The organism is Anaerobacillus sp. ABD4_527 (genome assembly GCF_056160805.1).
In genome coordinates this window covers 587,355-602,598 of the sequence record NZ_JBSWXZ010000001.1, presented here as the reverse complement: position 1 = coordinate 602,598, position 15,244 = coordinate 587,355, and the positions used below count along the sequence as shown (strand labels likewise).

The window sequence follows — 15,244 nt, the reverse complement described above, 5'->3', positions numbered from 1 at the left end:
GCACAGTTTTACGTTATTGAATAAAAGAGTTTCATTTCTTTTCACTCTCATGTCGTGCTACAATTCGTTCAAGAGAAAGTGAAGTACGTTAGGGAGGGAACGAGTATGGCTAAATGGGCGTTTGTATCAGATTTTGATGGTACAATTTCAAAAAAAGATTTTTACTGGTTCATCATAGAAAACTATTATCCTGAAGGAAGAGCGCTATATAAAGAGTGGAAATCTGAGAAGTTACAAGATATTGAATTTCTCAGCAAAGTCTTCAAATCGATAAACAAAGAGGAAGCACAGATTATTGAGGACATCAAAGCGCTGCCGATCGACCCTCATGTCCCCGACTTTATTAAGGCCGTTCAGCAAAATGGTGGCGACTTCTTTATCCTAAGCGCAGGAACAGATTACTACATCAATCACTTGCTTCGTCATTATAGGGTTAGCGATGTTGAGGTCTTCTCGAACACGGGCTACTTTAAAGATAATAATGTCCACTTATCTATCGATTCCACTCATCGACACTTCTCAAAAAGATATGGCATCGATAAATCACTCGTTATTAAAGAATTGAAAGAACGCTATGACGTCGTGTATTTTGCTGGGGATAGTGAGCCTGATTCACATGGTGCTAAGGAAGCAGACTTAACGTTTGCTAAAGATGTTCTTCAAGACATCCTGAAAGATCTTAATGTTGCATACATTCCTGTGGATTCGTTCATTGACATTGAAGATGATCTGAAAAGCAGAAGTGTTTTAAAGTAAACGTCGCTTCACCCTTTAAACAATTTAAGTGAAACTTTTATGTAAGAAAAAGACTGTCGGAACTATACCGACAGTCTTTCTTTCAACCCATCTAGTTAACATAATAAAATTATATTAAATCTCTGTTCGAATATCCCACAGTTCTGGAAAAAATCGGTGATCGAGAACTTTTTTTAAGTATCCAACTCCTGAAGAGCCTCCGGTGCCTTTTTTGAACCCTATTATCCTTTCAACAGTTTTCATATGTCTAAACCGCCATTGTTGCAGCCAATCTTCAATATCTACTAGTTTTTCAGCGAGTTCATAGAGATCCCAATATTGATCAGTATTCTTATAAACAGTGAGCCACGCGTTCTTTACAGATTCATTGCCTTCGTATGTGTTTGTTACGTCTCTCTCAAGCACTTCTTTGTCGATCGTAATTCCTGCACGATCAAGTGCTCGAATAGCAGCATCATAAATGCTTCTTTCACTGTATGCTTCCTTTAATACCTTGTGTAGCGATTGATCTTTTTCATAAATTTTAAGAACGTGAGGTGTTTTGTACCCAAGTGCAAATTCGATCATCCGATATTGGTAGGATTGAAAACCGGATGCTTGCCCTAATGAATCTCGAAATTCCATATATTCTGATGGAGTGAGTGTAGACAACACATCCCAAGCTTGTATGATCTGTGTTTGGGTTTTTGACACTCTAGCAAGCATTTTAAAAGCCGTTGATAGTTCGTCAGTTTCTATGGCTTTGATAGCCCCTTTTAACTCATGCAAAATCAGCTTCATCCACAGTTCGCTCACCTGGTGTATGACGATGAACAACATCTCATCATGGTGATCCGAAAGACGATTTTGACCGGAGAGTATCTTATCTAGGCTTAAATACTCACCGTAGGTCATGTTTTCTGTGAAATCAGTGTGGACCGATGACTCTGTAGGATCAATGTGTTTTTTATCCAAGTAATAACCTCCTGACTGAATTTGAAAGCGTATTCAATTGTAAGCAAGTATAGATGCAACCCTCTTGCAAAATTATATCATTCTACCTTTTAATGTGAATCCTTGATTTACCAAAGAAAATGAAGAAGCATCAGGTTTCACTGATGCCCTTAGCTTTTGTTCCTTGATGAAAAAATACTTGCCATGCTCCCCTGCTCTGTTTCCAAATTGAGCTTCTAAGGCTTTGAGATCCACTCTCTTTTCTTGTCAATGTGTACGTAATCAGGATAACGTCATCTGATAATTTCACTACGTTTGAGTGCGTCATGATCAATTCCGATGGCTGTTCTTCTAATAACCCTTTTAGAATATCACCCTTACTCAATCTTACTCCAGAACTACCAAACTCTTCAAAGTCATCTGCGATCAGTTCATCTAAAGCTTCTTTGGATTTTCTGATTTGGGGTTGTAACAGCTGATTCTCAAGTTCAGTAATCAAATCTTCTACTTTTTTCTCTGTTTTCATTGATTTTTCAACCACCTTATGGTTTTTTAAGTAACTAGTAACTGTATATTTTATTACCAGTACGGTAATTGAAATTTTAGAATAATTCATTAATTTTAAAGGGAGGTTATCCCTCCCCTTCATTATGATAAAACGTTACTAACGTCTTTCCATCGTGTATCGTAAGCTTGTACAACAAAGTTATTTTTCTTTGCGTACTCTCTAATCACGTCTTTTATCTCATCGGGTTGATACGTGAAATTCCGATTATTAGCTAATGCAAGATAGCCTGATCCTCTCAATAAGTAATCGGATGAAGCTATGCTATACCATCTTTCTTCGTCTATTGGCTCTCCGTTAATTGTTATCGAATTGACCTCTGTACCATCATATTCGATTTCTGCCCCGGAAACATGCAACCTTCCAACATATTTACCTCTGAATCCTGGTCCCCTTCCGTCAGCCATACAAACGGAACTGTCGAGAGAATGTTCAAATGCTTCTTTCAAATACTTCCCTTGTATTTCGAAATAAGTAGGGTTTAATGGAGATGGACAAATTTCAATCAACTTTTTCTCAGAAACAAATTGAATGATACCTGCATTCGCTATTCCGCTGTTGATTAAACCGATCTCACATTTAAATCGATCTCTTAATCCATCCGCAATTAAATTAGATAGTGGGTTCTCTTCCAAGATATCATGCCAGAGCGGCTTTCCCACTGTGTATAGTGGTGTGCTTAAATTCTTAACAGCCTCTTCTTTGCTACTTTCTAAAATCCGTACGATTTCTTCATCTTGTTGTGCTTTGGAGGTAGAGATAGTTGAAGAAGCTAATAGTTCGATGCCGTCTTCAGCTATTTCTAATTCTACAATCCCTATATGTTCACCATAGTTACCTGCTGAATTAATAATCGTACCATTCACAACTCTTGCCTGGTCATATAAAACATGATCATGAGCGGATAGAATAAGGTCGATCCCATCGATGGCTTCAGCAAGTTCAATATCTGCTTCAGTTCCAACATGATTTAGTATGATGCATAGATCATATTGTCCACTGTATTTGTTCATTTCATCTTTAATCGCCTGCTTGAAGTCTGAAATTGTAAAACCCATCAGTTCATTAAATTCTTGAAGATCAGGGGAAGCACCCGTTATTAAAATGTTAATTTCATTATGTTGTATGATTACGCTACTTCTGACACCTTGAATCGGTTCTCCGGTGACTTTACGTAAATTGCAGCTAATAAAAGGGAGAGAACTGTTTGTTGCCATATGTTCAAGTGTTTCGATTCCGTTGAACAATTCATTATTACCGATCGTGATAGCAGAATATCCTACACGTTCGAGTAGCTTGACCGCTGCTAATCCTCTTGTCCCCTGTAGTTCTATACTTTTAAAATCAGCAAAGTCTCCACCATCCAGTAATATGGTGTTTTCATCCATGTAATGTCGAATCAATGAAGCCGCTTTAACGAAGTTTTCAAAATGGCTATGTACATCGTTTGTGTGTATAATGTTTACCTTCATGAATGCCTCCAATAGTATGTAAAACACTTATTTTCTTCCAATAGTACGTATTCTTAACTAACGGATAAAGTCCTGCTCTTACCTACAATTTTTTATTATAGGATAAAGAAAAAACCCCGCATAAAATGCGGGGTTTTATTTCATCTGTACTGCTTCATGTTGATGGTGCGATGCTTGGCGCTTCACGTATACCACATAAATAACCATCGCTATTGCAACAGACGTAGCAGATGCTAAATAAATATCTGAATAATTAAACGTTGAAGCAATTAGTCCGAATAGTATTGCTCCTAGACCCACTCCTAAATCAAAAAACGAAAAGAACGTAGCGTTTGCCATCCCTTTTCGGTTTAAAGGAGCTTCTTGAACAGCCCATGCTTGAAGAGCTGGTAACACCGTGCCAAAACCTGTTCCAAACAATACTGCTGCAAGTAAGAGCATAAACTCATTACTTAACAAGGTCAAATCAATCATCGCAATAAAGACCAGCATTGTCCCAGGAAGGAATACCGCTTTATGTCCTTTACGATCATATATTTTTCCAGCGAAAGTTCTGACGATCATTAGTGAAAAGGCAAATATAACAAAATACAGTTCGATACCTTCTATGTTTAAGCTTGTTGTATACAATGGTAAGAACGTAGCGATTCCACCGAATACCATTGTTATGAAGAACAAGAGAATCGAAGGCATGAGAGCTGTTTTTTCAAAGAGATCCCACTTTTTCCTCTTAACGAGCGTTTTTTCTCTAGGCTTGTAGTGGATGATTGCAGCAATGAGAAATGCAGTTAATCCGCCGCTTGCTGCTATCATAAACAAACCAGAAAATTCTATAAAAGGGATAAGAAAAAGTCCGAGAGCAGGACCAAATGCCATCGCTAAGTTACCTGCAAGTCCAAAATACCCCATTCCTTCTCCTCTTCGCTTAGGTGGGATTAAATCTGTAGCGATCGTTCCAACTGCTGTAGTAGACATTCCCCAGCCTAACCCTTGGACGATACGCATCAAAAACAGTATGGCTAGACTTCCAGTGAAAGCATAGGAACCAACAGAAACGACAAAAACAAAAAGACCGATTAAGTAAACAAACCTTCTCCCTAAAGACTCTAACATATGACCACTCCATGGCCTTATGAGAAGTGCAGAGAGTGTAAAGACCCCGACTACGAGTCCTATAAGCTGATCACTTCCTCCTAAATCATTTACAAAAAGAGGAAGCGTTGGTAGGGTCATTTGAAAACCAGCAAAAATAAAGAAATTAGAAAAACATATAAAGATAAAGTCTTTTGTCCATATCTTTTCTTCTACGTGCGGCCGACTCATCAAATTCCTTCTTTCTCAATTCATTCTTGTCTACATCATACCTCATTAAAAGTTTCGACTCCCGAAATATGCTCATAAAAAAAGTGTAGCTCTATGAGCGTGAGCTATCACTTAACAAAACTTGATTAAGAAACTCTCGTATGACTTTTGGAGATTCTAACCTAACTGCTACAGCTGGTGGGAGCGTTCCTCTCATCCCTTCAAAAGGCGTACCGATCCACATTGTTTCACGGTCGGTTACCACAAACGGGAAGGACACGGTACAATTTATGTACTCTTTGTCTCCTTCTCCCTCAATCTTTGAAGTTGAAATGATCGTGACGTTGTCTTCTAGTTGGTTGATTACTCGTTTCCACTCTTCGTTTAGTTTCGTACCATACGGAATGGAGATGAGAACTTCGCGTGCTGATTTCATTTCTTTAAATAATTTCTCTGTTTTAATCGCATGGAACCACGTTAATTTAGGGTGTGGATGTTTAATCCAACTACCAATCTGAGATGGACTCACTAACTCTCCTCGATCGATTTGGTGAGAAACAAGTTTTCGCAGTGTTTTTGTTGACGATAGCTTCTTTTGAATAAAATCAACATTTGAGACGTGAATAAACTTACCTTTTGTTCTCGTCATCGCAACATTTATGAGTCTTTCACTATTCGCACCTGTAATTAACATACCAGCTCGATCTTCAGGTTCACCGTCAACCGTATCGAATACCATCATATCTTTTTCGCTTCCTTGAAAACGATGCACAGTTGCTGCTAACAAATCTAGGTTATCTCCTTCTAATAAATCTTCTATTAGAAAGTTCATTAAATTTGCCTGAGCTCTGTATGGGGTGACGTAACCGATCGATGTCATTCCGTCTTTGATTGCTTCATAGATTGCTTGAAACGACAACAATAGCTGCCAAATGTTCATTCTTGATTTCGATGAATGACCAATAAAACAAAACTGACCTGTATTGCTTGTATCGAGTAGAACAGAGGGTTGGTCTTTAAAAGGGTGCTTCCTAGCAATCTCTGCTCTCGACGAACGTGTGGAGGGATGGTCCTTTACAAGGGAATGGTAGATGTGATGATTTGTAAAGGATGATATCGCTGGATGGGTTCGTCGTTGTTCATTCAACAGGAATAAGTTTGGGTGGATACTAGATTCATCTACGCCTTTAACAATTCTGGAACAATAAAAGATGTCTTCACGTAACCACTTTGTTATCAAAGAACTTCTTCCTGAAGCAATTGGGGGAAGTTGTTTAAAATCACCGCAAATAATTACTTTTTTACCAAGAGAAGCGGCAAATGCGGCCTGTGGCACATAAGCCATGCTTGCCTCATCAACAATCACTAGGTCAAAGCGTTTCCTATAGATCGTTTCATCAATGGCAGCTCTCGAAAGTGTTGTACCAACAACTGCTGCCTCTTTTACAAACTTTGCTTCTTTTACACGTATCTTCTCAAGTACGTTTGCGAGTTTTGATTCGAGCCTTACTAACTCCTCTGAATCACGTCGACTGAAAGATTTCGATAAATCCTGCTTTAAGTTCTTACGCTCTTCAACTAGTCGTTCTTTTTCTCCTGCTAAACCAGGGTGTTTCTCCAGAAGGAGTTGGTCCGTAAATATGGGAAGATGAGAGCTGATATTTCGTTGCGATCCATACCTCATAATTTTGCCTTCTTCAAACTTGTCCTTAGTATCTGTGAACTGAACCGTTTCTTTCATAAGGACATCTACAGCTTGATTACTATGTGACAGAATAAGAACCCTTGCCCCTTTAAAATAATGGTTAGCTGCGGTTCTGGCTAATTTATGCGTTTTTCCTGTACCAGGCGGTCCCCACACATACGTCACAGGATTGTATTTGGAGCGTAAAATCAGCTCGTGCAGGCTGTTCTTTATTTTGTTCTCTGGGTGTTTAGTGGTTTTAGAAGGGCTCATTAACCTCTTCACTCGTTCTGTTCTTACTTTACTCTCTTTGATTTCATCCAACCTTAGGATCAATTCCTCTAACAACTCCCAAGGGTCGTGGAACAACCTTGCTTCTTTAATGACGGTTCCAAAGCCGCCCTCTAGTTTTACGATCACGTTACTGCCTTCTGAAGACAAGATCCGTCCTTCTCTTTTAATATCTTTTATTTCTAACCGAACTTTAGAACCCGTTGGTATTTGAACGCTACTAGTCGTCTCAAAATAATATCTGTATTCTCCATTATTACTCGATAACAGTTGCCCATTAATGATCCGGTGTGGTTTACTTCCAAATTTCTTTAAATAGAGTATCTCTGATTGCAGTGCTTTCTGCCATTCTTCAAGTATCTGTTTCATCTTACATCTCTTCCTTTTCAAAAGCCTTAATGGCCTTTAACACTATATCACGGACTGTTCATTCTCTCTACTAGTTCGTGTGATTTTTTACACGTTGGAGAAAAACTTCTAGCGCTTTTGTTTGGAATGGTGATCTCATGACGATTGAGAACATTCGTTTATATAGAAAACCTGGCAGCTCCACCACCGCTAATGTCCCAAGTTTTAGTTCTTTTCGTATCGCCCATCTCGAAAGAAAGCTTATGCCGATGCCTGCTTCAACAGACTCCTTTATTAGCTGAGTACTTCCGAATTCCATTTTGTTTGAAGGAGACAGATCTAACTGATGCCACATGTTTTCAGTCGCTTCTCTTGTACCAGACCCACTTTCACGCACAATCCATGTTTCTGATGATAAGTTGTTTAATTCCCCTGTTACTAGAGGATGATTCGGCTCAGAGACGATGACCATTTCATCTTCCGTAAAATTTGTTACAGAGAGTTCTTTTAACGGATGATCTCCTTCAATAATGCCTACATCCAACTGATGTGAGTAAACTAAATCTCCTATCTCTTTCGAATTTCCAATCGTTACGGTTGGAGATATTAAAGGGTATTTTTGATGAATATGTGCTAACACGTGAGGAAGTACATATTCCCCGTACGTATAACTCGCTCCGATACTGATTTTCCCACTTGTTTGATTCGTAAGTTCATCGATTAGATCAGTCATTTTAGAATATACGTTCAATAATTCCTTGGCATGATGATAGACGATTTCACCAGCTCTGTTTAACGACATCGTTCGATTATCCCGTTCAAGTAGCCTCGTGCCAAGCTTCTGTTCAAGATTCTTTATATATTGACTAACTGCAGGTTGCGTCATATGTAAATCGTTTGCAGCTTTAGAGAAATTTTTGTTCTCTACGACCGAAACAAACACTTTTAATTGCTGATCCATTTTTTATACCCCCATTATAAGTAATAACTTATATACATCATTATAATTATTTATTTCACTTATAACAAATTGCGTTATAAAATGGAAGAGGAATGGAGAGTGCGGTTATGAACATAAATACAATGAAACATGAGGCACAGCTGTCACATAGAACACGCTGGTTTGCCGGAATACTATTTACTTTTGTTATAGCGACGCTAGGGTATTTTCTAGCAAAATTACCAGGGTTCCAACTAACCGGTCAGCTTGCATCTGCAATATTTATCGCCATTGTTTATCGACAAGTAGCAGGCTATCCAGAACTATTTCGGGAAGGCATAACGTTTTCATCAAAAAAGATTCTGCGATTTGCCATTGTTCTTTATGGCATCAAACTTAACGTGGGTTTTATTGTACAAGATGGCTTATCGATCATCTTGATGGGAGTAGGAGTTATTCTGTTTTCGTTTCTAGCAAGCCACTGGCTATCAAAGCTATTGAAAGCGGATCGTTCGATAACAACATTGCTCGCTGCTGGAACTGGTATATGTGGAGCAGCTGCGATTGCAGCTGTTGCACCGATATTCCGTTCAAAAGATGAAGATACCGCAATTGGTGTAGGAATCATCGCTTTGTTCGGAACGATCTTCTCTGTGGGATATACAGTGATTCGTCCTTTACTTTCGTTTAGCCCGAGTGAATATGGTGTATGGGCAGGTATTTCTCTTCATGAGGTAGCGCATGTCGCTCTTGCCGCTGCCCCTGCTGGAGAAGAAGCTTTAGCGATGGCACTTCTCGCAAAGTTGGGCCGTGTATTCTTACTGGTACCCGTCTGCTTGATCCTTATCTATTTGATCAGTAGAAAACGAGATAAGGGAGAGTCAAGTACGATTCCTTTTCCATGGTTTTTAGTTGGGTTTGTGATGATGAGCCTCGTGGGTACGTATGTATTAGGTCCGGTCGTTCCATTTACTGAAGATGCCATGCAGATGGTAAACACGGTAACAACCTGGTGTCTAACAGCTGCGATGGTTGGTCTAGGATTAAATGTAAGCTTGAAAGATTTAAAAACAAAAGCATTAAGACCGGTCTTCGTCCTTTTGATCGTGTCGTCTAGTTTATCAACACTCACATATGTACTTGTAAAGGTCGTTTATTAATATTCGACCATATTGAAAAAGAGGCAACGTCATAGACGATGCCTCTTCTTGTTTACTCGAAATCATACTCTGCGAGCGCAATTGCAATTCGATTTTCGATATCTTCAATTTTGTCTTCATCTAAAAATTGATTGATGATGATTGAGAAAACAAGCGGCTCATTCTTCATCACATAACCCGATAAAGAAGATACTCCTTGTAATGTACCTGTTTTAGCGATTACGATGTTTTCAGCTGCTGTGTCATTCATACGGTTTCTCAGCGTTCCACCAACTAATCTACCACTCGCTCCAGCGATCGGTAATGACTTTAAATAATAGTCAAACCATTCCTTAGACTGTAGCTTGTAGAGTAATAGACTAAGCTGATTCGGCTGCACCAACGTAACGTGAGATATTCCTGACCCGTCACGAAGTAACATCTCTTCAGGGTTTAGACCTTCTTCAGTGAGGTATTCATTCACAACCTCTAGTCCTGCTTCCCAACTTCCCTTGTGTTTCGTTATCTTACCCATCTCTTTGACTAAAATTTCCCCATGTCCATTGTTGCTTAGTTTCATAAAAGGAATGAGTAATTCATGAAGTGGCATCGATTTTTTTTCGATCAAATCATTCATTTCTTTAGGCGCCTTCCCGACGCTTACGTCTCCTTCAATCCCTATACCAACATCCTTTAGCGATCGTTCAAACAAGTGAAGTGCATAGGCTGCAGGGTTTGAAACAGAGATCCAACTTTTTTCTAATGAGTCGTTCAGTGAAATGACACCTTCGATGGTAATAATATTCGTGCCATGTTTACGGTTTATCGTTAAATCCGTTTCTACATCTTGGCTAGTTGTCGTTGCCGTATTTTGAACCACGACGTAATCGGTATCAGGGGTAGTACGTACTTTAGCACGCTCTCCTTCCTTACTACCAGGATACACTTCTATAATAATCGTGCCTGCGTCATAATCGGTATTTGGAGAAAGTGTCAATGCAGAAACTTGTGAACCATAATACTCACTTTCATCTGTCCAAATCATATCTTCAGAAAGCTTTATGGAATCGTACCAGGATTCGTCTCCAATAAGGTTTCCTTCGATACTCTTAATTCCCTTTTCTCTTATTGTTCTCGCAAAATGTTGATAATCTTCTAAAAGTAAAGTTGGGTCTCCCTTTCCGATAAGAAAAAGGTCACCCTTTAACGTATTTCCTTTTATCGTTCCATTCGTAGCGATTTCTGTCGAAAATTGATAATCATGACCAAGTGTTTCTAGCGATGCTGCTGCTGTAATCAATTTCATGTTCGAAGCAGGAGTTAGCCTCGTGTCTCCATGATGATCGAAAAGTAATTCTCCTGAATTCGCTGATCGCACGCTTATGCCTGCAATCGATCCTTTGAGCCCTTCACTTGAAAGAATCGTATTGAGGCTTGTTGATAAATCTTGTTCCTTTTCTGCTTCCGATTGATTTCCTTTGCCGAATGATAGATTAGAGAGTAACAGTATTGCACTAAGCATGATGCCAACGCCCACCTTAATCGAAAATTTCAATAATTGATCTCTCCCCTATATTCTTTGTTAATTTTCAGATTACCTTCTTATGATGCAAAATAAAAAATGGAGTCATAGCGATTATATTCACGTCGCATGACTCCATTACAAATTATATATAGTTAGAATGAACGTTATCATTTAGTATGTTTCAGCTCCTGTTCTGGCTTCATTCGTGACACTTTTTCTTCTTTCTTATGCTCTTCTTGCATCTGAAGTCCCCAGCCGTCAGGAAAGATCAAGCTTCCACTCAGCGATACGGTCCTTCTTTCACGCATTTTCTCATCTCCTTTTCGATTATTTGTATAGTATTTCGTCAACCGAATGTTTTTTTCCTCTTTATAAGTCAAAAATATATCTTTTTACCTAAAACCTTGTCTAAAGTACTATACCGCTGGTGAAGTTTGACTTTTTATCGATAAAAAACCAGGAACCGTTACGGCTCCTGGGGATCTTCCAATGCTTTCTTTGCAAGTAGGGAAATAACAGCATCATCCATCGGTGGATTGTGAAGCCCTGCTCGAACATCGCGATAGTAACGTTGCATCGGGTTATCATTAAATAAACCTCTAGCTCCTACAATTCTCATAGCAAGATCCACAACATTAGCCGCTCCATTTGTTGCGACATGTTTTACAGCTGCAAGCTCTTCGCCCATATCCTTCCTTTTTTCAGGCTCAGTCACCCATCTAAAAGCAACACTGTACATCATTTCTCTCGCTCTTAAGAGTTCTAACTCCATCTCCCCTATTTTACGTTGTACTTCAGCGACATCTTTTATTGGACCGGGTAAGCTGTTAGGACTGTATTCAGTTGCGAATTTCACTGCATAATTTCTTGCAGCGATTGCAACCCCTAGATAGCAAGCAGGTATATGAAGTAACCAAGCTTTTGGTAACTTCATACCCTTAGGATTTTGCGAATCTTCAATGAGTGCATCGTTTGGTAATTGAACGTTTGTTAACACAAGATCATCGCTTCTTGTCCCTCTCATCGACATGGTATTCCATTTTTCTTCAATGGTAATCCCGTTCGACTTCATGTCTACTAGAAAGAAACCTTTATTCCCGGAATCATTGATCTCAGCGGATACTAGGGCGTAATCAAGAGCTGGTGCCATCGAAGTAAAGCTTTTTCTTCCACTAATGGTCCATCCGTTTTCATGTTCGATGGCTTTCGTTTCAGGCATTCCACCTCGTGTAGGGCTACCGCTCGTAGGCTCTGTAGCCGCTCTATTCATCAACGCTTGTTCGTTGACCACCAAATTAGCCATACGTTCAAATAACTCGTCAGACCATTCTTGGTCATCAACCATCTCTAGCATGATACCAAGATGCCAACCGATCGATAAAGCGGTGGAAGCATCACCTGATGCAATTCTCTCTTGTAACATGACAAACTCATATAGATCGATCCCTTTTCCCCCGAACTTTTCCGGGACAGTAAGGGAAGTATATCCTTTTTCTTTCATGGCCTTAAAATTCTCAAAAGGAAAGCGACCTTCTTCGTCTATATCATTCGCATTGGCCGAAAACGTATCAGCTAGTTCGTCTGCGAGTTGTAATAGGTTTCGTTGACGCTGGTTTTTTACATATGGGTTATATAAATGCATGTCACTGCCTTCCTTTCCAATCCGTTCTTTCCATCATCATACAACAACGGAGAACATAATCTCTAGTAAATTGATCGGAAATAGAAAGCCTTACTTATTAAAGCGATAGATAAGATCTTTATAATAAAATTCAGGAGATACGATCAGATCCATCTCTTTCACATCTTTTTCAATAGAATAGATAAGAATCATTTTAACGTGCCCTTCAGATTCCAACCTGAACTTATTCCACCCTTTCTTATCTACAACAACAAAGTCCTCAGGCTCTACTTGTTCACCTTGTACTTTCAATTTAGTATAGTAGCCTTTAAAGCCCTTTCCATATTCTTCGTAATTTTGTACGAACAGTTCAAAAAAGGCATACTCTTTGTTTGTAGGAAGTTCCTCCAATTCAGCATCTTCAGGTGGCTCTTGTAGCCTCGTTACTTGTAACGTTAGTAATTTATTATCATCCATATCATCTTGTATAAAAGTTTCGCCATCTTCATAGATTTTTTCTTCTTTTACAATTGGCTCTTCTTCAACAACTTTACTAGCTGCTTCAGGATCTCTGATCATGGTATACCAGGCTCCTGTAAAAAAAGCTGTAATCAAAAGAGCCATCGTGATTCCAACTAAGATTACCCTCATCAACCATTCCCCCCTCTGCCCTTATAGACGAACCCACGTTAGAAAAGTTGCAAATAAAAAACAGCCTTTTCAACAAGGCTGCCTTCTTTAAAACTTGACTTCTTCATTTGTATTTTCTCCAACTAGATCACGTACAGTCTGACTCTTATCGACTTCTTTACCATCCTTATGTGTACCAAAAAGCATATCGATAAACGGATTAGAGACACCATACCAATAGTTTTCATTTTTATAGTGGTGTAACAAATGAGTTTGTTTCAACCACTTTCCAAATTTGGTTTTAGGAGTAAGAGGCTGATGTGCAACAAAGTGTTTCCACTCATACACGAGAAGCATCGTCATCAAGCCTGATGCAAACGCGATTGTATTCACGATAGAAGGAAATAAAAGATAGTAAACGAAAGAAATAACAAGCATTTGAGGGATACTATACCATACTGGTAAAAACATTAAATGTAGGTCGTTTGGGTCTTTGTGATGGTCATAATGCAGTCTTTTTAATAGTTTAAGTGCAAAGAGGTTTTTTGGTGGCTTCAAATGAAAAAGAAATCTGTGGGTGATATATTCATTAAAGATAAAGAGGATCAGCCCAGCGATAAATGAAAGGACAGTGAAATGTGATCGTCCATTAACGAATAAGTAGATTAGGCATATGGAAAGTAACGTCAATATGAGCATTATATCTTTTATCCTAATAAACTTTTGAAACCCTGTTTTCTCCATTAGAATTCCTCTTCCCCTATTTATTGTTGAAACATACAACATAGTGAAATAATATTTATTAGGGTTATTCTCGATTCATGAATAAAAACCTTCAAAAAAAACCATCCAAAAAGGATGGTTAAATTTTCGTAGGTTTTTGTTTAAGCTTTGACTTGCGATTTTGGTGAGCGGCTGGTGAAGTTTTTACCCTTTCCTTCTCCGTCTTCGCGTCCTGTTCAAATGCTGCCATACCTTTCCCGAATAAAAGGCTCATAGGTGAATCCTCCTTAAAATAACATTACACACCAATTTCCGATTTATCGAAGGTTAAAACTTAAATTTGGAAATTTCTTATAGGAAATTTTTAATGCTCTTCAAGCTTGCTTTCTGTTTCACTGCAGTAGGCTTGCACAGCCTGCAACTGACTTAAAGATTCTTCGATTCGTTGCTTGTTATGCTCTTTTTCAACAGTTTGTAATGCTTGTTGTAAGCTCGCTTCGGCTGCTTTTAAATCTCGGCATGTATCCTGTACGTACCCTCTTGCATTTTTTTCCATTGTCCCACCCCTTTAATAATAGTATGGAGATAACTTTATTTTTTCATTCAAAGAAGACAGGCTATGTGCCTGTCTTCAAGTTTCGTCTACTTGATCTTTGAGATCTTCAAGTTCTTTTAGAAGTGTTAGAACCATTTCGTCACTTTGCTTTAACTCTTCATTCAACAAGGTGATCGTATCTTCTTTCCAGGTGAACGGTTCACCGTCGTCAGGGATCTTCTTTACCTGCTCGAACTTTTCACCTTCTTCAATTCCAGGTACAAAGGCGATTAACACTTCACAACCTGCATCGCCGAGCGCTATTCTTTTCCTTAAACTAACTTCGCCGTAGTTAAAGTGTCTCGCTGCGATACCACCAAACACGCTTGACGTCATCGTACAAAGGTGTGGGGCGTCCTTTACAAACTCACCAAAAGGGCACGAATGTGCTTTAACAATGACATACTGTGGTGTAACTTCCGAGATATAAAATTCTCCTCCGATGGAATTTTTAATATCTACGATGACGTCCGCATAGTGATCAGGAGTCCAATCATGTATTTGATAGTGTGATTCAAACCACTCTCCTGTGCGGATACCTAACTGCTTGATGTATTCTTGAGCTTTAGACCCAATTGTTCGATGATGGATATGAGCATACTGAGTAATCAGCTTACAGAGAAAGTTTTTTGCCGACAAAGACTGGTTAACAGTCATACTCACCACCTGTCCTTTATGCTGTTTCTTTCATCATAATGCATAAACAACAAAAATAATAGA

The 15,244-nt window shown here is 39.0% G+C and carries 16 protein-coding genes; 2 read left to right on the top strand and 14 right to left on the bottom strand.

Annotated features, from left to right (window positions below):
• The first annotated feature begins 105 nt into the window (after window positions 1-105).
• On the top strand, window positions 106-756 hold the full coding sequence (locus tag ACXAHI_RS03135; protein ID WP_474845875.1) for an MtnX-like HAD-IB family phosphatase: 651 nt from the start codon (window positions 106-108) through the stop codon (window positions 754-756).
• A 114-nt stretch (window positions 757-870) separates the two neighbouring features.
• On the opposite strand, the gene kynA is transcribed toward ACXAHI_RS03135, so the two are convergent.
• The 6 genes from kynA to ACXAHI_RS03105 form a co-directional block, all read right to left on the bottom strand.
• The gene (gene kynA, locus ACXAHI_RS03130) at window positions 871-1,710 is read right to left on the bottom strand and encodes a tryptophan 2,3-dioxygenase (protein WP_474845873.1); all 840 of its coding nucleotides are present in this window, start codon (window positions 1,708-1,710) and stop codon (window positions 871-873) included.
• Between the two features lie 130 nt (window positions 1,711-1,840).
• Window positions 1,841-2,215 carry a nuclear transport factor 2 family protein gene (locus tag ACXAHI_RS03125; protein WP_474845871.1) on the bottom strand — a complete coding sequence of 125 codons (375 nt, stop codon included), beginning with the start codon at window positions 2,213-2,215 and terminating at the stop codon, window positions 1,841-1,843.
• A gap of 122 nt (window positions 2,216-2,337) precedes the next feature.
• The gene (locus ACXAHI_RS03120) at window positions 2,338-3,726 is read right to left on the bottom strand and encodes a bifunctional metallophosphatase/5'-nucleotidase (RefSeq protein ID WP_474845869.1); all 1,389 of its coding nucleotides are present in this window, start codon (window positions 3,724-3,726) and stop codon (window positions 2,338-2,340) included.
• A 135-nt stretch (window positions 3,727-3,861) separates the two neighbouring features.
• Entirely contained in the window at window positions 3,862-5,049 is a 1,188-nt protein-coding gene (locus tag ACXAHI_RS03115) for an MFS transporter (RefSeq protein ID WP_474845867.1), read from the bottom strand.
• Window positions 5,050-5,140: 91 nt separating this feature from the next.
• Window positions 5,141-7,372 carry an AAA domain-containing protein gene (locus ACXAHI_RS03110; RefSeq protein WP_474845865.1) on the bottom strand — a complete coding sequence of 744 codons (2,232 nt, stop codon included), beginning with the start codon at window positions 7,370-7,372 and terminating at the stop codon, window positions 5,141-5,143.
• 70 nt (window positions 7,373-7,442) lie between these two features.
• Complete coding sequence (locus ACXAHI_RS03105) at window positions 7,443-8,312, bottom strand: LysR substrate-binding domain-containing protein (RefSeq protein WP_474845863.1); 870 nt, start codon at window positions 8,310-8,312, stop codon at window positions 7,443-7,445.
• 107 nt (window positions 8,313-8,419) lie between these two features.
• Between ACXAHI_RS03105 and ACXAHI_RS03100 the strand changes: the two genes are divergently transcribed.
• Window positions 8,420-9,451 carry a YeiH family protein gene (locus tag ACXAHI_RS03100; RefSeq protein WP_474845861.1) on the top strand — a complete coding sequence of 344 codons (1,032 nt, stop codon included), beginning with the start codon at window positions 8,420-8,422 and terminating at the stop codon, window positions 9,449-9,451.
• Between the two features lie 52 nt (window positions 9,452-9,503).
• Here ACXAHI_RS03100 and dacB read toward each other — a convergent pair whose 3' ends face one another.
• From dacB to ACXAHI_RS03060, 8 genes are all read right to left on the bottom strand, one after another.
• On the bottom strand, window positions 9,504-10,985 hold the full coding sequence (gene dacB, locus ACXAHI_RS03095) for a D-alanyl-D-alanine carboxypeptidase/D-alanyl-D-alanine endopeptidase (RefSeq protein ID WP_474845859.1): 1,482 nt from the start codon (window positions 10,983-10,985) through the stop codon (window positions 9,504-9,506).
• A 137-nt stretch (window positions 10,986-11,122) separates the two neighbouring features.
• A complete protein-coding gene (locus ACXAHI_RS03090) occupies window positions 11,123-11,263 on the bottom strand; it encodes a hypothetical protein (protein ID WP_474845857.1) in 141 nt (46 codons plus the stop codon).
• Between the two features lie 158 nt (window positions 11,264-11,421).
• On the bottom strand, window positions 11,422-12,597 hold the full coding sequence (locus tag ACXAHI_RS03085) for an acyl-CoA dehydrogenase family protein (protein WP_474845855.1): 1,176 nt from the start codon (window positions 12,595-12,597) through the stop codon (window positions 11,422-11,424).
• Between the two features lie 90 nt (window positions 12,598-12,687).
• The gene (locus ACXAHI_RS03080) at window positions 12,688-13,227 is read right to left on the bottom strand and encodes a hypothetical protein (protein WP_474845853.1); all 540 of its coding nucleotides are present in this window, start codon (window positions 13,225-13,227) and stop codon (window positions 12,688-12,690) included.
• An 87-nt stretch (window positions 13,228-13,314) separates the two neighbouring features.
• Window positions 13,315-13,950 carry a sterol desaturase family protein gene (locus ACXAHI_RS03075; protein WP_474845851.1) on the bottom strand — a complete coding sequence of 212 codons (636 nt, stop codon included), beginning with the start codon at window positions 13,948-13,950 and terminating at the stop codon, window positions 13,315-13,317.
• A gap of 118 nt (window positions 13,951-14,068) precedes the next feature.
• Window positions 14,069-14,203 (bottom strand): hypothetical protein, encoded by a 135-nt coding sequence (locus tag ACXAHI_RS03070; RefSeq protein WP_270182161.1) that lies wholly within the window; start codon window positions 14,201-14,203, stop codon window positions 14,069-14,071.
• Window positions 14,204-14,293: 90 nt separating this feature from the next.
• Window positions 14,294-14,485, bottom strand: coding sequence for a hypothetical protein (locus ACXAHI_RS03065; protein WP_270182160.1), 192 nt, complete (start codon window positions 14,483-14,485; stop codon window positions 14,294-14,296).
• Window positions 14,486-14,560: 75 nt separating this feature from the next.
• On the bottom strand, window positions 14,561-15,181 hold the full coding sequence (locus ACXAHI_RS03060) for a methanogen output domain 1-containing protein (RefSeq protein WP_474845849.1): 621 nt from the start codon (window positions 15,179-15,181) through the stop codon (window positions 14,561-14,563).
• Window positions 15,182-15,244 lie beyond the last annotated feature (63 nt).